Source organism: Synergistes jonesii, assembly GCF_000712295.1.
Taxonomy (GTDB): domain Bacteria; phylum Synergistota; class Synergistia; order Synergistales; family Synergistaceae; genus Synergistes; species Synergistes jonesii.
This window is the reverse complement of sequence record NZ_JMKI01000006.1, coordinates 25,483-46,945: the sequence shown is the minus strand read 5'-3', so window position 1 is coordinate 46,945 and position 21,463 is coordinate 25,483. Positions and strand designations below refer to the sequence as shown.

The window sequence follows — 21,463 nt, the reverse complement described above, 5'->3', positions numbered from 1 at the left end:
TCAATGCTTAACGATCAGATTAGCGAGTATGGGCACCGCGATGAGCACTGTGACGATGCGGCAGATGTTAAAAAGCACCGAAATAGCAGGATCCGCGCCGATATCGACCGCTACGACCGCGATGCCCGTCAGTCCGCCGGGCGTCGTAGCAAATAACGAGGTCAGGAAATCCATTTTGCAGAGATGCGAGAAAAGCCACGCCATGCCGAGCGTAAAGACAAGCAACATCATACTGTAGGCAAAAGCGGCCGGAAGATATTTCGGCAGATCCCTCAGAGAAGAGAAATCGCTGCCGCGCACCAGCACGATCGCGACGAGCGTCTGAGAAAGAAAAGAAAGCCAGTCGAGCTTAGGTTCAAGGCCGAGAGTGAGCACCGCCTTGACCGCGAGCCCTGCAAGAAGCCCTCCGACCATCGCCCCCGCGGGAAAATTCATTTTGTAGCCTGCGGCGCTTCCCGCAACGACCGCGAGTATAGTGTAAAACTGCGACGACATTCTGGCCGCACCTCCCGCTGGTAGATTATACAATAAAAGACCGGCCCTTTCGACAAGAGAGCGGATTTCGCACAACGCAGGAATAGCCTTGGAGGCGTTGCCAGTCTTTACTTAACTACTCTGTAATAAGTCATTATCAACATTTGCTCGCCAATATACGCTTTATCACAGATCATAAATAACCGGCAACGCCCTCCCGAAAATAGAATGGGAGGGCGCCGCCTACGTTTTAGGGCAAATACGCTGATTTGCTTCTACGCCGCCGCCGCGGCATCGGTTTTCTTCGTCGTCTTTTTGAGATAAATAATCACTACCACTATCCCGATTATCGAAACGACGCTGACCGTGAAGTTGTGGTGGATAGAAGCGAGCGCGAGCACACCGAAGGCTATCCTCTCATAGGGCTTCATGTCGCGGTAGAACCAGCCCTCGAACGAACCTGCGAGCGCAACTACGCCGAGAAGCGCGGATACCACAAGCACCGCGAGCTCCACGGGCTCTACGTGCTGCAACAGCAGCATCGGATTATAGACGAAGCAGTACGGCAGCAGGTACGACGCAAGAGCGATCCGCGTCGCCGTAACGCCAGTCTTCGCCGGACTCGCGCCCGCTATGCCGGCCCCGGTAAAGGCCGCGAGGCAGACTGGCGGCGTCAGGTCAGCCATGATGCCGAAGTAGAAGACGAACAGATGCGCCGCTATCGGTATTACGTTCATGCCGACGAGCGCCGGCGCGATTATCGTGCTGCAGACGATGTAGTTCGCCGTCGTCGGAAGACCCATGCCGAGCACGAGGCACGCGACCATCGCCATGACGAGCGTCAGCAGCAGCTTTCCGCCGGAGATGTCGATTATGTTGTTCGAGATCGTGAGGCCGAGCGACGTCAGCGACGACGTGCCTACTATGAAGCCCACGAGCGCGCACGCCAGCGCGACCCCGAGGCCGCCGCGCGCGCCTTCGACGAGCGCGTTGAAGTTGTCCTTCAGCGACATTCTCGTATTCTTTTTGAGCGAGCTCACGAGTATGACGGACACGACGCCGATGAAGCCGGCTCGGAGGGGCGTGTACTTCATAAGCAGCGTAACGATGATGACGATGACCGGAATAATAAGGTGTCCGTCAGATTTCATTACGCCCTTGACGCTCGGCAGCTCTTCCTTCGGGATTCCGCTCAGCCTCTGCTTGCGGGCGCGGATGTGGACGTTCGTGAATATCGCGGTGTAATAGATCATCGCCGGGATTATCGCCGCCGCCGCAATCGAAAGATAGGGTATATTCAGGAATTCGCTCATTATGAATGCGCCGGCGCCCATGATAGGGGGCATCAGCTGACCGCCCGTAGAGGCGCAGGCCTCTACCGCTCCGGCGTAGTAGGGCGGATAGCCAACCTTCTTCATAAGGGGAATCGTAAAGGTCCCAGTCGTAGCGACGTTCGCGACCGAGGAGCCGTTGATCGTGCCGAGAAGTCCGGAGGCGACGACCGCGACCTTGGCGGGGCCGCCCGGTTTGTTGCCCGCGAGCGCAAGCGCGAGCTCGTTGAAGAACTTCGCTCCGCCGCTCTGCGAAAGGTACGCGCCGAATATTATGAACACTATGACGAAGGTCGCCGAAACTCCGAGCGCGAGCCCGAAGATGCCCTCCGGCGTCAGGTACATATGCTGGATGATACGGCTGATAGGATAACCGCGAATCTGGAATATGCCAGGCACATAATTTCCGAAGTAGCAGTAGAGCAGGAAGAGAACGCTCATGCAGGGGAGAACGTTCCCCACGACACGGCGTCCCGCCTCAAGGACGAGGATGATCGCGGCGATGCCGAGATAAATTTCATACTCCTTCGGCTCCGCGCCACGGCGGGCTATCTCGTTGAAGAAGAAAATTATATATCCGGTGACGCAGCCGGCCGCGATCGCAAGTATCCAGTCGTACCACGGCGTCGAGCGCTTGTTCGCCCGCTGCGAAGCCGGGAAGAGGATGTAGACCGCGACTACCGCGAACGTAAGGTGCACGGCGCGCTGTATCGTTATAGGCAGCGTCGCGATGCCCGCCGTGTAGAGGTGGAAGAGCGACATCGCCGCCAGCCAGAGCGAGATAAAGATGCCCTGCCATCCGGTCAGCCTGCGGTAGCGGCTCTCAGCGTCGTACTTTTCGACAAGACTGCTTACTTGAGCCTCGTCCATGCTGACTTTATCAAGCAGAGATTCGTTCTTTGATTCTTTTTCGTCCATATTTTTTCCTCCAGATAAAAACAGAAAAGAGCGGCGCGGGTCAAAACGCGCCGCTTTTTGTTTCAGAAACTCCAGGTATTGCTACTTTACGGCGCCGATCTCCTTGTAGTACTTCTCCGCGCCGGGGTGAAGCGGGACCTGGATGTATTTCAGGTTTTCAGGCGCCATTGACGCGAGCCTCGTTGAGACGTTGAGAATGTCTTTCTTCTTCTCAAAGAGGGCTTTCGTCATATTGTAGGCCAGATCCTTGTCGAGATCGTCCTTTACGACGAGGATGTTCCAGCTCGCCATCGCCTTGACGGGCTTCGTCTGGCCTTTATAGGTATTCGCGGGAATATCGAAGGGCAGATAGTACGGGAGCTCTTTGCAGAGATTCTTGATCGCATCCGGTTCGAAGTCGATGAGCTCGGCCGTTCCGATCGTCGTGATCTCAACTACACCGGCAATGCCGAGAGCGCCGACCGTGAGTCCTGCATCTATATTTTTATCGGCAAAGGCGGTGGCGGTGTCGGAGAGCCCGAGGTTCTCGGCCTTGATATCCTTGTCGGGGTCGATGCCGTTTACTTTAAGAAGCGTGCGGACAGTGACTTCCGTTCCACTTCCGACGGCTCCGACGGAGACGCGCTTGCCCTTAAGGTCTTTCAGCGATTTGATGCCGCTTCCCTTGGCAACGAGGAAATGTATAGGCTCGGCGTAAAGGGGAACTAGCCCGCGGATGTTTTTCATCGGCTTTCCGTCAAACTGTCCCTTACCTTCATAGGCGAAATAGTAAAGTCCGTCCGCGAAGCCGACTTCAGCATCGCCCTTCGCGAGCAGCGTAAGGTTCTGCGCCGTGCCGCCGGTCGACTGAGCGTTCGCCTTCATGCCGGGGATGCTGCTGTTCCAGACCTTGGCCATCGCAGCGCCGACGGGATAATAAGTTCCGCCGGTCGAGCCTGTGCCGATGTTGATAAATGTCGCCGCGGACGCAGCCGCCGCGAACGAAAAAATTACAGCCGTTACGAATGCAAACTTGACAAACCTCTTCATTAAATAAAGCATCTCCCTTATCCTTGTTAAATTCTTGTAAAGCAGCAGCTTCGCCAGTAAAACCCGTCCTCTGATAAAACTTGGAATCCCTCCCTTTTTTCAGCTTTTCACAAAAGGTTTGCACGGAATCGCTGCTTTTTTCGCGCAAACTTTATGTTTCTGCGCTGTTTCATTCTATTATAACAGACAAATTAGTTTAAAAATATCAACGATGGCCGAAAAATCAATCTCTTTTTTATTGACATTGACGGTTATAAATTCAAACCTTTATAGTATAATGTTCTCTTTATATATGATATATTCTGTACAGGTAACATAGTAAAAGAGCGTGCGGCTAAAATGCACGCTCTTTTTATCGTCGGTTTTTGTCCCTCGCCGTCACGCGTCTATTTCGCGGCGCCTATCTCCTTATAATACCTCGCAGCACCCGCGTGGAGAGGTATCTTTATGTCCTTGACGAACTTCGGGTCCATCATCGACATTCTCGCGCTTATCGTGACAAGTTCTTTCTTGTGCTCGAAAAGCGCTTTCGTCATTCTGTACACGGTCTCCTCATCCAGCTTCTCATCTACGGCAAGGATGTTCGGACTGCTGAAAGTTCTGACGTCTCGCGTTTGTCCCCTGTAGCTTCCGGCGGGTATCGTAAGAGGTGCGAAGTACGGCGTCGCTTTTATCATCTTTTTAACGACGTCGTCGGGAATGTCTATGAGTTCGACAATCCCAAGCGTCATCGGCTCGACGACGCTCGATATGCCGATAGCGCCCACCGTGATCGCCGCGTCTATTTGCTTGTCCTGAAGCGCGGCTACGGATTCGCTGTGTCCAAGATATTCCTTCTTTATACCCGACACGTCGATGCCAGAGTTCTTAAAAAGGCTGTCGGCCGTAAACTCAACGCTGCCGCCGACCGCTCCTACAGAGATTCTTTTTCCGTTAAGGTCCATAAGAGTCTTTATGCCGGCATCCTTGCGCGCGACGATGTGCACGGCCTCAGGGTAAAGGGGGGCCATCGCGCGCATGAATTTCTTCGGTGCCCCCTTGTAGCTGTCAAGCCCGTTATAAGCATCGTAGTGCAGCCCGTCGGCGAAGATGGCCTGGGCTTCTCCGCTCTGCATCAGCTGAATGTTGTTGCGTGTGCCGCCGCTCGCCTGAGCGCTTGCCCTCATCCCGGGAATGCTTTCGTTCCAAATCTTTGCGATGCCCGCGCCTACCGGATAATACGTCCCGCCGGTCGGTCCCGTCCCGATGTTCACAAACTGCGCCGCGTCAGCCTGAAGTGCCGCGACGACCATCGCAAAAGCGACGCATGCTGAAAAAATATTTTTTACCGTTCCGTTCATAAAATTCTCCTCCTGATATTCGCTCAAAATTAAAATCCAGATAGCAGCAAAAACCCTTGAAAAAGAATATGATTATTTTTGCGCAGGCACAGCGGCATCCGCAAGATCCATTTTTTTTATTCGGCAGAACGAAATAAAGAAGCGGCCTAAACGATATTAGAATATTAAACTACAAAAGGGAAAAGGGAGGCATAGTACCGCACGTTTCCCCGCGTTCGCAGCCGCAGTCATTCCGGCACACGCCGTGCGCCAAAGGATCTACGGCCCGTCAGAGACCTGCAGGAAACACGCGGACACCCCCTTGAAAATCAATTAAGCAACGCCGTTGATTATAGCCTGGCGTTGTTTTAAGTCAATGTGCAAATTCACAAAAATAAAAAGCCCGCGGATACATCTTTTTCTCGGCGGACGCACGGCTTTCAGCAATTTTTCAACGTTGTTCGATGACTTCTCGCCTCCGCGGGGCCGATTTCGTACAGGTCGCCGCCGTGGCAGTCGGCGAGGACTATGAGCGGCATCTCCTCCACCTCCAGGCGCAGCACGGCTTCGGGACCGAGATCTTCGTATGCGACACGCTCCGCGCTTTTGACGCAGGCGGCGAGCAACACCGCGGTGCCTGTTTCACGGCTCCTATTTCCTTATAATACTTCACGGTTCCGGGTGAAGGGGTATCTTTATGTCCTTGACGAACGGTCAAGGTTTATAAAAAATTCGTGCCGCCAACATTTTTGTTTAGTCAACGGCACGGACGAAGCCCCCCGCGAATCAGATGTTGCCCAGGATCATCCTCGGGAGCCAGAGGGAAAGCTCAGGAAAGTACGTTACAAAAATCAGCGTCGGAAACCAAGCGAATATTATAAATTTCAGCGTAGGCACGAGCATCTCCAGCATCGGAACTTTTCCGACGCGGGCGCCCAGGTAAAGCATCGGCGCGCACGGAGGCGTGATGATGCCGAGCCCAAGGTTGACTCCTACGATAGCCGCAAGGTGAATGGGGCTGATTCCGAATTTAGTTACTATAGGGATAAGTATGGGGACCGTAAGAAGCATCGCGCTCGTATCGTCCATAATCATTCCAAGGCCCAGAAGCATTATGTTGATGAAGAGCAGTATTACCTTTGGGTTGTTTGATATGCCGGACAGGAAGGCTATGATGAGCTCCGGCAGGTTCATCATGACGAGTATACGGCTCAAGGTCATCATGCAGAAGACCATTACCATTACTACTCCGGTTGTTGTGCCGGCTTCGATGAACGTAACCCATAACTTTTTGAGCGTAAGTTTCTTGTATATCCAGAAGCCGACCGGGATTGCATAGAGGACCGCGATGGCCGCTGATTCAGTAGGCGTGAACACGCCGCTGTAAGTACCGCCGAGTATGATGACCGGCATGCACAGCGCGGGCAGAGCTTCGACGCCTTCGACGCGCATACGGTGGAACAGTTCTTTTGTAGTGATTTTATCCTCAACATCCATTCCCGTCGCGCCTCTAAGCATCAATACGTTGCTTATCGAAAGGCAGGCAGCGAGGATTATTCCCGGGATTACGGTGGCTAGGAAGCAGGCAAGGATGGACTGTCTGGACACCCATGCGTAAATAATCATCGAAGAACTTGGCGGAATAAGAAGTCCCAGAGGACAGGCGTTTGTGAGAAGAGCGGCCGCGTGTCCACGCGGATAACCTTTTTCATACATTCTGGGCAGGATTATACCGCCGATGCAGGTAAGCGTGGCGGTGGAGCTCCCAGAGATTGAACCGAAAACCGCGGAGGAAACGACTCCGACTATTCCGAGTCCCCCCTTGATTCTTCCGACGAAGACGTTTACGAAATCTATGAGGGAACGCCCTATCTCGCTTTTCTCCATAATACTCCCTACGCAGACATAAAGCGGCACACAGAGCAGCACTATGGCGCTCGTTACATCGTAGCCGTACGTCATTAGGAAGCTCGGGTCATAATTAAGCTTAAATACAAGGAAAAGGGTGGCTGTCATGAACGAGAATATTATCGGCACGCTCGCTATTATCATGAATACTACTATGGCCATTGCCATTCCAATTAAGAGCATTCCGAGACCTCCTTCCTAAATATTCTCTGTTACTCTGTTTCCGCTTCTTTCATCTCTGCAAAATGCTTAAGCTTGTAGACGTCTCGTACGATATAGACCAACGCGTAAAACGTCATCAGCGTAAAACCGATAAATATCGGGGCCTGAGACCAGAGCATAGGTATTTCAAGGTCCACTGTGGCCTGCTGCGTTTTTATGTCGTACTGGAGCATTTCGAACGAAAGATAGATAAGCGGGAGGCCAACGACGGCCTGAACGCATTTAGAGAAAATCGCCAGCTTCAGTTGCGCTTTTTCGCCGACAAACTGGCTCAGTATGTCCGCAGTGATATGAGATTCTTCGTAGGATCCATAGGACGCTCCGATGAAATACATCCAGAAGGCAGCCAAAACCAGTATCTCAGTGTAGCCTAAAAAGCCGTAATGCAAAACGTGACGTCCAAAGACTACCAGACAAAGAGTGATAACGACTGTCAATGAGGATATTATCAAAAAAAACTTTTCTATTCGCTGCAAAATATTCCAGAAATGGCTCTCCGTCAGTTTATCAATAACGTTTTTCACATGCTCTCATCCTCTCAATAAGCTTTAGAGCCACGGTCAGGCGGAGCCTACGCTCCGCCTGACCGACAACTGTGAACTTGCTACTTTTTGCTGAGGTACTCGGATATGTCTTCGAATATTTTCTTTCCAGTGTATTTCTCGCAGACCGGCCAGGCTTCTTTGCGCGCCACGCCATCCATGAACGCAAGCTGCTCTTTGTTCGGGGTGACGATCTTTATGTTGGCCTTCTTCATAAGGTCGATGTACTCCTTATAGCTGGTTCTTGAGTCCTTCGCGACATTGATTGCTTCAGCGTCGAATGCATTGTAGATGATTTTCTTTGTCTTATCGTCGAACGTGTCCCAGACATTCTTGCTGATTACGAAGTCAAGCGTGAAGAACAGGTTCTGATATTCAATATAGGAACCGACTACGTCCTTGAACGTAAGGTAGACTCCCTCGGGGCCCGAGCCGCTGTCGCCGCCGAGGATGCCCGTCTGCATGGAGGTGAAGACTTCGGCGTAGGGGATAGTGACGAGCTGATACCCCAGCGCTGAATAATACTTCCTGGCCGAGTTGATTGAGACAACGCGGAGCTGGCAGTTCTTGTTGCTCGTATCGAACGGATTTTTGATGTTCGTGCCCTTGGCTATAGAGCAGCCGGCGATGGTGTCCAGGAATGAACCTATGTAAACGACTCCGTCGCATTCCTTATAAGCGGACTCCATGAACTTACAGAACGGGGAATTCCTGTTGAGGAGCTTTTCGATCTGGTCGTAGCCGCTGGCGAGTCCAGGGGTGAAACCGATTTCAAACTTTTTGTTGAAACGCGAGGTGGCGAAGTTTGCCTGCATGTCGATGGTCCCGCGCATTACTTCCTGAAAGACCTGCTCGTAACCTCCAAGCTGGCCGGATTCGTAAAGTTGGATGTCGACCTTTCCGTTAGTGTCCTTTTTGATGCGCTCGGCCATGCGGCGGAAGCCGTTGTTGACGAAATAGCCGGCCTGATAGTGGGAGGCGAGCCTGTAGGTCGTAGCTTCAGCCGCGCCGTTGAGGGCGAAGACAGCTGCGAGACAGATTGCGATTACCATAAAGAATACGTTACACTTTTTCATGAATTACACCTCTTTCTATTTTTTTTATTGCTAAAAAAATAAGAACTAAAACCGAAGGCGCTTTAATCGGATACTCTTTGCCGATCCCGACTCTGCACTGCCGTGCGGCACCTGAAGCCCTGCTGCCGTCGTCCGTTTTGCTTTTCACTACCTCCCCTCGGCATATCCTATGGTGGATTTCGAACAAAGCAAAGCTTAGCCTATTAAATTAATAAGCCATATTTAAATTCAGAACTATTTGATGCATGAAATACTGTTTTCTGACGCGCTCGATTTTCGTCTTACTTAAAATATATATATAAAGCCGCCGAACTGCAAGGCTTAAGGCCGTTTTTTCCAATACTGAAAAAATTTTTTCCAATCGTGGATTCTACGGACACGTAGACTTTCCACGGAGCTTTACGTATATTGATTACGATAAAAATCGTTTTCAGTTAGGAATCAAATTATGCCCTCGCTGCGAATTGCTTCGCACAAAAAATAGGAGGCCGGATATCCGGCCTCCCGTATATCGCTCTTCTGCCTGTTGGACCGAGCTTTTCTGAAATCAACGCGTTCTACCAGCCAAACCTGCCGAGGAACCGGCTCTTGGGAGCCACGGGCTCGCCGTTGTCCGGAGCTGTAGCAACCTCCGCTTCGTAGACGAAGTCTCTATTGACCTCGCGCGGGCGCTTCGTCATATAGCGTAGGAAACCGATCATCGTGAACAGGCAAAGGAACGTGAGAGGTATTCCGCAGAACGACTTGATCGTCTTGACTCCGTTAATGCCTCCGAGCACCGTGAAGATCAGCGCTATGACCGCGAAGAGGATACCCCAGAAGAGCTTGAGGAAAACAGGAGCTTCGGATTTTGCATCGCTGCCCTCCCAGCTCATGGAAGCAAGAGTGACCGTCATGGAGTCGCACTGCGTGACTAGCGATATAGTGATGACGGCGAGCATTATGATCTTCCCCATTTTCGTCAGAGGTAGAACATTGAACATCGACAGCGTCAGCGCTTCCGCGCCGTCAGATTTGTAAAGGCTGTAGAAATCCACATGGTCGAATAGCTGAGCATGCAGGATCGTCCCGCCGAAGACCGAGAACCACACTATACCGAACAGGGCGGGGAACAACCATTCGATGAGGACGAACTCGCGCAGCGTACGGCCGTAGGCAACGCGCACCATGAATAGGCCGAGCAGAGGGGCGTAGGCCATCCAGTCGACCCACCAATACATGTCCCAGTTCTGCGGCCACAGACCACTGTCGGGGTACGGGGCGGTGAAAAGGCTGGCCGAGAAGAACGAGTTCATATACTCGCCGAGACTTTCAGTGAAGAGGTTGAAGATGTAGCCCGTAGGGCCAAAGATAAGCACGAAGAGCAGCATAAGGAAGAACAGCTGCGTATTGTTGTTCGACAGCCAGGTGATGCCGCGGCGCAGACCGCTTAAAGCCGAAGCGTTGTAGCACAGAAACATGAAGATTATGACGCATGCGTAGATCGTCATATTCGGCTGAATGCCGGCAAAAGCCTTGACTCCGGCGGAGAGCTGCATGGCCCCGTAACCGAGACCTCCGGCAACCGCTCCAGTGAGCGCAAAGGCGGAGATGGCGTCGAACGCGTCGCACCAGCGGCTGTTTACCACTTCCCTGCCAAACATCGGGACTAGGCAGGAGCTGGCTTTGAACGGGGCGTTCATGTTAAGTATGGCGTAGCTCAATATAACCCCCATAACGACGCAGCTGGCGTAAGGAGTGAAGCCCCACTGCAGGAAGCAGTGCAACATGCTCCAGAGAACGGCTTCGTTGCTTCCTGCGGCAAAGCCGGTGCTCGGCGCTGGCTCCATAGCGAAGAGAAGAGGCTCCGCCGCTCCCCAGAAGACGACTCCGGCTCCGATGCCTGTACAGAGCGAAATACCGAACCACTGCATATAGCTGAATTTAGGCTGTGCGTTCGGCCCGCCGAGCTTGATATTTCCAAGAGGCGTGACTATGATAAACACACATATGAACACGCAGAATAGCATGACTAAGCTGACGGCCCAGCCCACGTTCGTCATCAGGAAGTTCATTACGAGGTTGTTCAGGACGTAATAGAAACGTTCCTTGTCATACAAGACCAGCCCGAGCATTACAATGAATAAAATTGTAGTTACCGACATAACTTGTAGCTTGAGTTTGGATTTCTGTTCTTTCATTAGGCAATTCCCCTTCTTTCATCATAAAAGTAAAGCCCCGCCGCCGTTCGAAAGCTTACTGCAAACCCCCTCTCCTTAAACGTATAGGCGTCCACGACTGCCCGCCGTACTTATCGATAAATAAACAAAGCACAGCTATAGTATGTTTTGCACATACGATCGGCCTTTAAACTATTTTTTCGATATAAAAACATGTATTCGGCTAAATTCAGCGCTTGTCAGTTCTGATCTGACTGATCCCACTATATTTCATGGGCGCTGATATATCAAGTTAGCGACGACATTTTTCACAAATGAGCAGATATCTTTTCTACTTGAAAAATTGCGTAATGCCTCATTTTAATAAAGGGGCATAGGCGTCGCTTGGGAGAATCTGATTCACACGCGCATCCCCTGCGTTTTTAAGCGACATATTTATAATTTTGCCCGCACGTTCGCCTTAGTCTCCTGAGGCCTGCGGAGAACATTGAAAAAGAGATTTCATCCAGCTCCTGAGACTGATACATCTCCTTGAACGGACGATGTTTTCTGCGAAGGGGCGCGCTCCGTTATTGACTTCCCGACCATCGCCGCAGTTCGGAAAACTCTGTTCTCATAAAACGAACTTCCGCCATATGACGGAAGTTCGTTTTAGGGAAAAACAAATCACGCTGAACAGCCATAAATCTTTTGGGCAAACTGCGGCCTACTCTTCTTCCATATACGGATAACGGTAATCCTCGTCCGGGCAGAAAGTATCTTTCACTGTCTGGGTGCTGACCCAGCGAATCATATTGAAGATGCTTCCTGCTTTGTCGTTCGTTCCCGAGCCGCGGGCCCCGCCGAATGGCTGCTGCCCGCAGAGAGCTCCGGACGGTCTGTCGTTGATGCAGAAGTTGCCCGCCGAGTGGCGCAGGCGTTCCTCAAGGTCCGTAATCTGCTTGCGGTCGTTGCAGAAGAGCGCACCCGTAAGTGCGTAGAGAGAGGAGTTGGCACAGTGGTCGACCATTGCATCGTATTCGTCCTCTCCGTAGACGTAGACTGTCATAACGGGCCCGAAGAGCTCCTTAAGCATGGTGACGTAGTTCGGAGATTTCGCTCGTATGAGCGTCGGATAGACGAACCAACCCTCGCTTCCGTCGTAGCCGCCGCAGAGGACCTCGGCGTCCGGCGAGTCTTTCGCCTCGTCTATATACTTCGCGACTTCATCGAAGGCGGCCTTGTCGATGACGGCCCCTGTGAAATTGGTGAAGTCCGCTATATCTCCTACTTTGATTGTCGCAATGTCTTCCAGCAGCTTTTTCTTGACCTGCGGCCAGATTTTGGCGGGGATGTAGCAGCGCGACGTGGCGGAGCATTTCTGCCCCGAATAGTCGTAAGCACCTCTGATCATGGCCGTGACCAGCGCGTTTACGTTTGCAGACTCCGTCGCGAAGATGTAGTCCTTTCCACCGGTCTCCCCGACCAGGCGCGGATAGCTGCGATATCTGTCTATGTTTTCTCCGATAAGCTTCCAGGCGCTCTTGAACACTTCGGTCGAGCCCGTGAAGTGGAAGCCGGCGAGGCGTGGATCGGTGAGGATATATTTGCTGACGTCCGAGCCGCGGCACGGGACGAAGTTGATGACTCCGGCCGGGACCCCGGCTTCGACGAACGCTTTCATTATGTAGTAGGCGCCAAGGATGGCATTCGTCGCCGGCTTCCATACAACTACGTTGCCCATGATGGCCGGTGCTGAGGGAAGGTTGGAGTTGATGGAGGCAAAGTTGAACGGCGTTACCGCGCATACGAAGCCTTCGAGCGGGCGGTATATTACTCTGTTGAACACGCCCGACGTGCACTTAGGCTGCATGCTGTAAAGCTCGTCCGCAAAGTGGATCCCGTAGCGCATGAGGTCGCAGACTTCATCAGGCGAGTCGCACTCGGCCTCCCACGCGGTCTTGCTCTGTCCGAGCATCACAGCGGCGGTGATGACGTAACGGTATTTCTTTTCGATGAGCTCCGCCGCTTTTTCAAATATCGCAAAACGGTGCTCCTTCGGCAGGGCCTCCCAGTCCTTCTTCGCCGCAATTGCGGCCTCGATGGACATTTTGATGAGCTTTTCGTCGCAGCGGCAACATTCAGCAAGCTTCAGCGAGTGCTTGTGCGGGGCTGCGAGCGTGTACCTGTCATCTGTGAAGAATTCTTTGCCGTTGATGATCGCTGGGATAACGACGGGGGTTTGGCTCTGACGCTCGAGCTCCTTTTTGAGAGCTTCACGTTCCGGCATGCCTGGCGCCATCGGGCATGCCGGAACATTGTCAGGCGATAAGACGTGGAAATTCGAATTCATAACAACGCTCCTCCCAAATATACGTTGATTTATCTCTAAAAGCTGAGTTACAGCATTCCAGACGATTATCTTCCGCGAACTCCGAGTTTGAGTACGTTGCGGAGGTACGCGATACTGTCCTTACAGGCCTGAATCTCCTTCTCCCGCGCCACCTCGAGCGAATCACGGCCTATTTCGTATTCGACTTCGAACGTGATGCGGTCAAGAGGGGCTTTCTCCCTAAGCAGGTTCATGACCCTCACGCAGTCGATGTCGCCCTGTCCGATGGCAACTCCGATAGAGTGAGTACCGTCCGGGTCGACTACTATTTTGTTATCGCAGAAGTGGCAGCAGGTCGCGTACGGAGCCATCTTTTCCACGCAGGCCTCCGGCCCTTCCATCACTACGAACGAATTGATTGTGTCGAGGCAGGCTCCGACTTTCGGATGGTTGAGTTGTTTGATGAGCCAGATGACTTCGTCGGCGTAGGTGTCGCAGTGGTTCTCTATCGCGATCTGGAGTCCGAGTTCGTCCATGAGCGACAGGTTGGCCTTGAACTCGTCGTAACGGGCCGCAAGCTGGCGCATCACTACCGGGTGCATACAGCTTCCGTAGACCGGGTGGGGGCGCTCGATGTCAAGGCTGAACTTTACGAGTTCCGCTCCGATGGCCTTTCCGTTGAGCAGCGCATCCCTGACTGTGGAATTTACGCGCGGGTCGCTGGGAGCGTTGAAGGAGACGTTGTATTCGAGGTAGAGGTCGTGAGCCTCCGCCGCGGCTTTGACCTCCATTAGGCGTGATGGGGCGAGCGATTCAAGGTCGACGTTCGTGACGTGCAGTCCATCGAGCCCCCATTCGACAGAAAGGTCCATGAGCTGCATGAGGTCTATGTATTTCTCGAACGCATAGGCGCCCGCAAAACCCCAGCTCTCGCCCAGGCCGCTTAGATGGAGAGTGTAGGTGTGCATTCCAAGCTTGATGGGACGTTCTGAGTATTTCATCGTTTGTACGCTCCTTTGTGTTTTTATTTCCGTTTTAAACAGCCGTCGCTAAAATAACGACGGCTAAGTAACTTGCGGGATATATTTTTGTACGTACGCCCGGCATTCCGCCATGCGTTCGGCGGACGGGGATTCAAGATCCGGGAAAGCGTAGCGTCTGCCGAGTTTTCTGTAGGTGTCCGTGCCGAGCCTGTGGTACGGAAGAAGCTGAACATGATCAAGGTACCTGAGCTCTGAACAGAAGCGCCCTATCTGTTCGAGCTCTTCCGCCCTATCGTTGATTCCCGGGATTATCGGGGTGCGGACCACGAGCCTGAACGGCGGCTCGCTGTCGGATTTTTTAATTTCGTTCGTGCGGAGCAGATTTTCAAGTATCTGTTTGTTGCCGCCGCCGCAGTATTTCCTGTGCATCTCGTCGTCAAATATTTTGAGGTCAACGAAGGCGGTGTTCACATAGGGAAGAATGGAGCTTACTATCTCCCAGGTCGAGAAGAAGGAGGTCTCTATCGCGGTGTCGATGCATTCGTTCCAGCTCATGCGGAGCAAAGCTCTGCTGAAATCCGGCTGGGCGAGCAACTCTCCGCCCGAAATCGTCATTCCGCCGCCGGAATGGAAGAAGAAAGCGCTGTCCTTCCGAACCTCGATCATGACCTGTTCTACCGTCATCTGTTTGCCGTAGACGCTTTCAGCCGTGGTTTCGATTTGGAAGGACTGGCTTTCAGGAGTAGAGCACCATTGGCAACGCAATGGACAACCCTTGAGGAAGACTACCGTGCGAAACCCTTCGCCGTCGTAAATAGAGCTGCGCTCGATGCGCAGGACCATACCCAGAAGCTCTTTCTCATTAGTTTCGTTCATCGTCGTCAACAGCGTCCGTCCCTTCGTTTTGAATATTCCCCGGCGTCCGGGTACGCCGAGGATGAAATGTGATTCAGCAGCCGCAGCCTCCGCCCCAGTCGCTTATCTCCGTACGGCCGATTATTTCGTCCTGGACCTCTTTGCCGAGTTCGACAAAGAAGGCGCTGTAGCCGGCCACGCGTACCAGAAGGTCCCTGTGCTTATCGGGATGCTGTTGCGCATCTATAAGCGTGGCGCGGTCGACGATGTTGAACTGAACGTGATAAATGTCGAGGGTACAGAGCGTCTTTAGCAGGTTCATCATCTGAACGAGCCCTTTTTCTCCGGCCACCATGGCGGGATCCATTTTCATGTTGAGCTGGGTGCCCTGAGTATAGCGGGCATGCGGAATACGGCTCACAGATTTGAGAAGCGCCGTCGGTCCGTTGACATCCGTGCCGCCTGTGGCTCCTATACCGTCGGTGAGCGGGGTGCCGGCCTTGCGTCCGGAAGGAAGAGCTCCGACCCATTTGCCTATGGGCGTATTGCCGGAAACAGGGAGCATTCCTGTGGTCATCTTGCCGAACTTTGTATCGTACTTTTCAAACTGGTCTATGACGTAGGTGAATACTTCGCCTACCACGAAGTCCGCGCGTTCGTCGTCGTTTCCGTACTTCGGAGCTTCGAGACACATTTTCCGTACGTCCTCATAACCTTCGAAGTCGGCGGCGAGCGCTTTGCAGAGGTCGGTCATGGAAATCTTCTTCTCGTCGTATACGAGGTACTTGACAGCCGCGAGCGAGTTGACGACGTCAGCTTGCCCGACGGTTATAACCCCTCCGCCGCAGTTGTACTTAGCGCCGCCTAAGCTATAGTCCATGCCCTTCGCCATACAGTCGCCATAGGTAAGTGAAAGGGCGGGGACCGGGCGATAGTTCATGCTGAGGTAATCGAGGAGCTGGTTGCCGGATACGATTACATCCACGAAGTAGCTGATGTGTTTCTTGACAGCGTTGAAGAAATCTTCAAACGTCTTGAAGTCCGCTGGATCGCCCGTAGAGATGGAAACGCGCTTGCCCGTGGTGCGGCTCACGCCGTCGTTCATCGCCATTTCGACGACCCCGCCCATGCTGAGGTCGGCCATGTCGGTGTACTGCTTCATACGGCCGCTGAGGTTCGTTTCTACGCAGCCGCAGGGGTTCCAGTCCCAAGCTTCGCTCAGAGGCACGCCCTTGTTGAGGAGCATACGGATACCGGCGTCGTCATGGTAGACCGCAGGCATACTGAGTCCGAGACGAATGGCTTCCGCGGCCTTGCGGAGGAAAGAATCCGGGTTCTTCGAGATGTTATAGCGGATGGACATGTTAGGTTCCTTGAAGCGCACGTCCATCGTAGCCTGGATGACCATATAAGAGAGCTCATTGACCGCGTCGTTGCCGTATTGGTCGATGCCGCCCGGCGTGACTTGTACGGTTATGCAGTAGCCGGCCGCGTACTCTGCGGTTACTGCGTCTTGGAACAGGCTGAGCTCCGCGATCTTGATCCACATGCAGTCGAGAAGCTCCTGAGCCTCGTCCTTGGTGAGCCTGCCGGCTTCGATATCCGCCTTGTAGTATGGATAAAGGTATTGGTCGATGCGGCCGAGGTTGTAGGAGGAAGCGTTCTGCTCCATGTAGATTGCGTACTCATAGGAGAGTATGCTCTGGAGAGCTTCGTAATAGGTCTCCGCCGGGAACTCGGGGACTCTGCGGCAGACCTGCGCTATCTTGAGGAGCTCGGCCCTGCGGAGAGGATCGTCGCACTCTGCGGCCATTTTCTCGGCAAGGTCCGCGTGACGGTGGGCCAACTCAATAATACCTTCGCAGGCCATTATCTCCGCTTTGTAGAAGAACATCTTCTCAAGGTCTCCGACGTGCGAGTCGTCGAGCTTGGCAAGGGCCTCTTCAGCTTCCTTGCGAATACCGGAGATTCCCAGCTTCAGCAGACGCTGCCAGCCCGGCGTGGTTTCGCCGTAACCGCGGACGGCCTTGCGGTCGATAAAAATCATCCCATTGTTGCGCAGCGTCTCCATATCCTCCGGAGCCATGGCGCGCCACCTGTCGAGGAGGCACTTGTTCTTCCAGTACTCTGAGACTTCTTCTTTAAAGACTTTCTTCCCCTCTTCGCTGAGGAAGAACGGATCGAACTTTCTAGTGCTGATGGTGTCGAGCTCCTTATCTATGATGGAGCACGAGCTGTCGGCGCAGAGTATACCGCAGCGGGGCTTGAAGCCAGAGCCTCCGACCAGAAGCTCATGATCAAGGATGTAAATGTCCTTTTTGCGGCATTGATTGCGGAAGCCGTTGGCCTTCCGCAGTATCCAGGGTTGCCCTTCATACTCCTTAAATCCTTCGGTGAGATACTTGGCATTGTAGACATCCATCTCCACGCGTGTCGCCAAATACTGTGCGCGAAGCGCCTCTATACGGTCCATATAATTAGCCATAACGACACTCCCTTTCTTTCTGTATTGACCAGCGCGCCTTTCGGCCGCACCGGCGGCGATGTTCACTGAAACTTATTAGCGCTTGTAGACCCCGTTGTTTAGGTAGTCGAGCAGCTCCTCCTTCGGCATGTCGTCGATGCCGAGGTAGGCGAGGTTATACTTGCTGGTTGCGAAGAAGCTCTTCTTGTGCATCGCGCCTGCAAGAACGATCATCGAATCAATAATCGGAGTCGGGACCCCGTACTGAACGCCAAGATCGTGGTAAATCTTGCAGCCGACGGGGACGTCCTCCGTGAGGTAGCGGTGGTTGATGCTGTTTGGGCCCGTGTTGCCTTCGTTGGAGGGCTGGTCGAGCGGGAAGAGCACGTTGTCCTTGCCTTCCTTGTTAAGCCCCATGTATTCCTGAGTCAAAATGCTGCGCCGCGAGAAGAAGGATTCGTAGGAGTAGGACGGCGTGCCTACGCCGATCGCCTTAGCGATAGCCTTCTCTTCTTCGTAGAACTGATATTGGACTTCGCAGATCGACGGGCAGAGGGCATGCTTGTACATTGAATAGCCGGTTTTGTCGAAGTCGCCGAATATCTTCCCCCAATTTTCCATCGTGGAGACGCCGAGGATTGTGGCTGGAACGTGGATGACGGGGTTGATGTTCGCGAAACCTGTGTCAAGCACCGTATTACCGGCTACGACTCCGTCGCCCTGGTTGACTGCGTCAAGGCAGGGCAGGTACGCCGCGGATTCCATGAAGGCGTCGTTGTCGGTCATCGGCAGAGCCGCGCCGCGGAGCGTAATTGCGCGGTACTTGACCCCTACATGCGGGAAGACGAACGCGCCAATGGATTCAAGCCTCGTTCCATAAGGAGCCGACGACCAGCCGCCAACGACGACCTTCTTCGTGCAGTTCATCTCCCTCATCATTTTGCGGAGGAGGAGCGTAGCGTAGTTGTCGGTGAATATGTGGATGACCTGCCCATCCTCAAGGAGAGGGATAAGTGCCTTGAAGAACGGTTCGTGCGCAAACGCAGGCGCGGCTATGACGATGAGCCCCGCCCCCTTCATGGCTTGCCCCATATTGCTCGTAACCATGTCGAAATGCGCGCGCCCTGAACGCTCGAAGCAGTACAGGTTGTGCTGAACGCCGTCAAGCAGGATGCCGGTCTTCTCTACGTTGGCAAGGGTGCTTTCCGCGAACGGCATCATGTCGAACAGACGAACTTCCCTGCCGGCAAGTTTCATATCGGCGGCGCAGGTTTTGCCAACGGCTCCGCCGCCAAGGACCGCGATCGGCATATTCTTCAGATACTCCATACTCTTTGCAGCCATTTTACATTCCCCCTAAATTTACTCTTCCATATCTAAAATCTTGCGTACGTTAAGTGAAAGCAGCTTCTTCTAATGGTGATTATATCTGCCATTTTTAGCCTTTCAAGCCAAAAGACCTCTTTTATCCAAACAAGAAGAGTTATTTTCTCGTTATAGAAATTACGGTTTCTTGACGCGAAATGTCGCACAAATCGACAGATGCACACTTGACCGTTTTACCTTTGACCAGCATAATTTGAAAAAAAGTGATATTAAGAAAGGGGATAAAATGATGAACAAGGTCGAAATGATAGGAAGCGGAATAAAGCTGTTGCGAAAGCAGAAAAACATGACTCTGGCAGACGTCGCCGAGGCCACCGGGTTTTCCATATCATACCTCAGCAAGATCGAACGCAATCAGGGCAGCATCACGATAGACGCGGTAGCAAAAATATGCTCTGCCTTCGACATGGACATCATCGAATTCCTCCGCATGGACTTCGGCAAAGACAAACTTCTCGTCCGCAGGGACGAGCGCAAAGTCATCCTGAATAAGGAAGGCATAATCAAGTATGAACTCGTTACAAACGGGCATTTGAAGAAATTAAAGGGACTCATAGTCACGCTATGGCCTGACAACAACAGCAAGAACTTCGCCAGGGTGGCTCAGCCGCATACGACTGACGAGCTGGCATTCATATTAGAGGGCGAAATGATTCTCGTGACGTTAGACAAGTACGGCAAAACGACCCAGAATCTGCTCAGGCCCGGCGACTCCTATTACGTATACGCGGGAGAAAAACACGCTCTCAAATGCCACGGAGACAAACCCTGCCGGAGCTTGTGGAGCTACATCTCCCCGCCATGCTTCTCCGAGGACGATCCCACTCAGCATTAAGACGGGGCCGTTAAAACAGGAAAAACTATTTCCGTGCACAGTGCCTGAAGTTTATTGACGTTAGTCTTATTTATGGCTCGGATATAAACATCACCCGGCGGACGCACGGCTTTCAGCAATTTTTCAACGTTGTTCGATGACTTCTCGCCTCCGCGGGGCCGATTTCGTACAGGTCGCCGCCGTGGCAGTCGGCGAGGACTATGAGCGGCATCTCCTCCACCTCCAGGCGCAGCACGGCTTCGGGACCGAGATCTTCGTATGCGACGCGCTCCGCGCTTTTGACGCAGGCGGCGAGCAACACCGCGGTGCCGCCGGTCGCGCCGAAGTATACCGCGTTATGCTCCCTTATCGCGGCGAGCACCTCCGGCGCGCGTTTGCCCTTGCCTATCATCCCGCGCAGTCCTTTGGAGAGGAGAAGCGGCGTGTAGGGATCCATGCGCCCGCTCGTCGTCGGCCCTATCGGGCCTATCACGGCGCCGGGCGGCGTCGGGGCGGGCCCCGCATAATAGATGATTTCATTGTCTATCGAAAACGGCGGCTCTCCTCCCGCGTTTATCGCGTCGGCTATCCTCTTGTGCGCCGCGTCGCGCCCGACGAGAATCTTTCCGGAGAGCCTCACTATATCGCCGGCGTGAAGCGCCTTCGCGCCTTCATCGTCGAGCGGCAGCGTTACGAATTTACTCTCACTCATTGCAGGGCCTCCCCTCGATGCGCCCGGAAGCGTGCCTCAGCGCGTGGCAGCAGAGATTGACGGCGACCGGCATCCCGGCGATATGAGTCGGGCGCGCTACGATGTGGGCGTCGAGCGCCGTCACGCTTCCGCCTATGCCGGCCGGGCCTATTCCGAGCCTGTTCGCCTCGTTCAGGATGCGCTCCTCCATCTCCGCGTAAAAGCCGACGGGATTGCGCTTGCCGCAGGGGACGAGCAGAGCTTCCTTCGCGGCGAGCGGAGCGGTCTCGAAATTGCCGCCTATCCCTACGCCTATCACGACCGGAGGGCAGGGGTTCGAGCCCGCGGCGCGCACCGTTTCGACAGCGGCGTTCACGACGCCCTCCACGCCGTCCGCCGGCTTCAGCATGAATATGCGGCTCATGTTCTCGCTGCCCATACCCTTGGGCGCGACCGTGATTTTCAGAGAATGTCCGGGCTCTATGCGCCAGTGTATCACTGCCGGCGTGTTGTCTCCGCTGTTTTTGCGCGCGAAGAGCGGGTCCGAGACGACGGATTTGCGCAGATAGCCGTCCGCGTAGGCCCTGCGGACGCCTTCGTTCAGCGCGTCGGAGGCGCCGCCTCCCTCTACGAACAGATCCTGCCCGAACTCCGCGAAGATGACCGCCATCCCGCAGTCCTGGCATATCGGCATATATTTTTCCGCGGCGAGCTCCGCATTTTTGATTATTTCCTCGTAAACGGCGCGCGCCTGCGGCATTTTTTCCGCGGCGCGCGCGGCGGCAAGCGAAGACTTAACGTCCTCGGGCAGATACATGTTCGCGGCAAGGGCCAGATCGCGCACCTTTTCGGCTATTTCCTCGGCTGTGATTTTATATATCTTCATTTCGCGCCTCCAAAGCGGATGACTTCATAGCGTAATGATAACAGAGAGCGCGTGAAATGTTAAAGGCGCGCCCGACACCTTTTCACCGGCGAACG

At 53.6% G+C, this 21,463-nt stretch carries 18 protein-coding genes; 1 reads left to right on the top strand and 17 read right to left on the bottom strand.

What is annotated here, in order from left to right; translation table 11 throughout:
• The 15 genes from EH55_RS02250 to EH55_RS02185 all read right to left on the bottom strand — a co-directional run bounded on the left by EH55_RS02250 (position 1) and on the right by EH55_RS02185 (position 18,935).
• Positions 1-495 carry an AbrB family transcriptional regulator gene (locus tag EH55_RS02250; RefSeq protein ID WP_037974425.1) on the bottom strand — a complete coding sequence of 165 codons (495 nt, stop codon included), beginning with the start codon at positions 493-495 and terminating at the stop codon, positions 1-3.
• Between the two features lie 254 nt (positions 496-749).
• Positions 750-2,723 (bottom strand): TRAP transporter permease, encoded by a 1,974-nt coding sequence (locus EH55_RS02245; protein WP_037974424.1) that lies wholly within the window; start codon positions 2,721-2,723, stop codon positions 750-752.
• 81 nt (positions 2,724-2,804) lie between these two features.
• A complete protein-coding gene (locus EH55_RS02240; protein ID WP_037974423.1) occupies positions 2,805-3,752 on the bottom strand; it encodes a TAXI family TRAP transporter solute-binding subunit in 948 nt (315 codons plus the stop codon).
• A gap of 386 nt (positions 3,753-4,138) precedes the next feature.
• Positions 4,139-5,092, bottom strand: coding sequence for a TAXI family TRAP transporter solute-binding subunit (locus EH55_RS02235; protein WP_037974422.1), 954 nt, complete (start codon positions 5,090-5,092; stop codon positions 4,139-4,141).
• Positions 5,093-5,511: 419 nt separating this feature from the next.
• Positions 5,512-5,700, bottom strand: a complete 189-nt coding sequence (locus EH55_RS02230; protein ID WP_081839401.1) for a fumarate hydratase C-terminal domain-containing protein — start codon at positions 5,698-5,700, stop codon at positions 5,512-5,514.
• A 157-nt stretch (positions 5,701-5,857) separates the two neighbouring features.
• A complete protein-coding gene (locus EH55_RS02225) occupies positions 5,858-7,162 on the bottom strand; it encodes a TRAP transporter large permease (protein ID WP_037974420.1) in 1,305 nt (434 codons plus the stop codon).
• A gap of 29 nt (positions 7,163-7,191) precedes the next feature.
• Positions 7,192-7,725 (bottom strand): TRAP transporter small permease, encoded by a 534-nt coding sequence (locus EH55_RS02220; protein ID WP_070110046.1) that lies wholly within the window; start codon positions 7,723-7,725, stop codon positions 7,192-7,194.
• Between the two features lie 80 nt (positions 7,726-7,805).
• Positions 7,806-8,819, bottom strand: a complete 1,014-nt coding sequence (gene dctP / locus EH55_RS02215; RefSeq protein WP_037974418.1) for a TRAP transporter substrate-binding protein DctP — start codon at positions 8,817-8,819, stop codon at positions 7,806-7,808.
• Positions 8,806-8,967 (bottom strand): hypothetical protein, encoded by a 162-nt coding sequence (locus EH55_RS14365; protein ID WP_160170717.1) that lies wholly within the window; start codon positions 8,965-8,967, stop codon positions 8,806-8,808. Before EH55_RS14365 ends, dctP begins: the two co-directional genes overlap by 14 nt.
• Before the next feature lie 409 nt (positions 8,968-9,376).
• On the bottom strand, positions 9,377-10,999 hold the full coding sequence (locus tag EH55_RS02210; protein WP_051682561.1) for a BCCT family transporter: 1,623 nt from the start codon (positions 10,997-10,999) through the stop codon (positions 9,377-9,379).
• 685 nt (positions 11,000-11,684) lie between these two features.
• Positions 11,685-13,310: an L-glutamate gamma-semialdehyde dehydrogenase gene (gene pruA, locus EH55_RS02205; protein WP_037974417.1), complete on the bottom strand. Its 1,626-nt coding sequence runs from the start codon at positions 13,308-13,310 to the stop codon at positions 11,685-11,687.
• Positions 13,311-13,375: 65 nt separating this feature from the next.
• The gene (locus tag EH55_RS02200; protein ID WP_037974416.1) at positions 13,376-14,290 is read right to left on the bottom strand and encodes a sugar phosphate isomerase/epimerase family protein; all 915 of its coding nucleotides are present in this window, start codon (positions 14,288-14,290) and stop codon (positions 13,376-13,378) included.
• 63 nt (positions 14,291-14,353) lie between these two features.
• Positions 14,354-15,148 carry a glycyl-radical enzyme activating protein gene (locus EH55_RS02195; protein ID WP_037974577.1) on the bottom strand — a complete coding sequence of 265 codons (795 nt, stop codon included), beginning with the start codon at positions 15,146-15,148 and terminating at the stop codon, positions 14,354-14,356.
• A gap of 73 nt (positions 15,149-15,221) precedes the next feature.
• On the bottom strand, positions 15,222-17,612 hold the full coding sequence (locus EH55_RS02190) for a glycyl radical protein (protein ID WP_037974415.1): 2,391 nt from the start codon (positions 17,610-17,612) through the stop codon (positions 15,222-15,224).
• Positions 17,613-17,687: 75 nt separating this feature from the next.
• Positions 17,688-18,935, bottom strand: a complete 1,248-nt coding sequence (locus tag EH55_RS02185; protein ID WP_081839400.1) for an NAD/NADP-dependent octopine/nopaline dehydrogenase family protein — start codon at positions 18,933-18,935, stop codon at positions 17,688-17,690.
• Between the two features lie 271 nt (positions 18,936-19,206).
• Here EH55_RS02185 and EH55_RS02180 point away from each other — a divergent pair, with 271 nt between their 5' ends.
• Positions 19,207-19,812: a helix-turn-helix domain-containing protein gene (locus tag EH55_RS02180; RefSeq protein WP_037974414.1), complete on the top strand. Its 606-nt coding sequence runs from the start codon at positions 19,207-19,209 to the stop codon at positions 19,810-19,812.
• Positions 19,813-19,924: 112 nt separating this feature from the next.
• Here EH55_RS02180 and EH55_RS02175 read toward each other — a convergent pair whose 3' ends face one another.
• Together EH55_RS02175 and EH55_RS02170 are read right to left on the bottom strand one after the other, a co-directional pair.
• A complete protein-coding gene (locus tag EH55_RS02175; RefSeq protein WP_037974413.1) occupies positions 19,925-20,503 on the bottom strand; it encodes a FumA C-terminus/TtdB family hydratase beta subunit in 579 nt (192 codons plus the stop codon).
• Positions 20,496-21,368, bottom strand: coding sequence for a fumarate hydratase (locus EH55_RS02170; RefSeq protein ID WP_037974412.1), 873 nt, complete (start codon positions 21,366-21,368; stop codon positions 20,496-20,498). Before EH55_RS02170 ends, EH55_RS02175 begins: the two co-directional genes overlap by 8 nt.
• Positions 21,369-21,463: the final 95 nt, after the last annotated feature.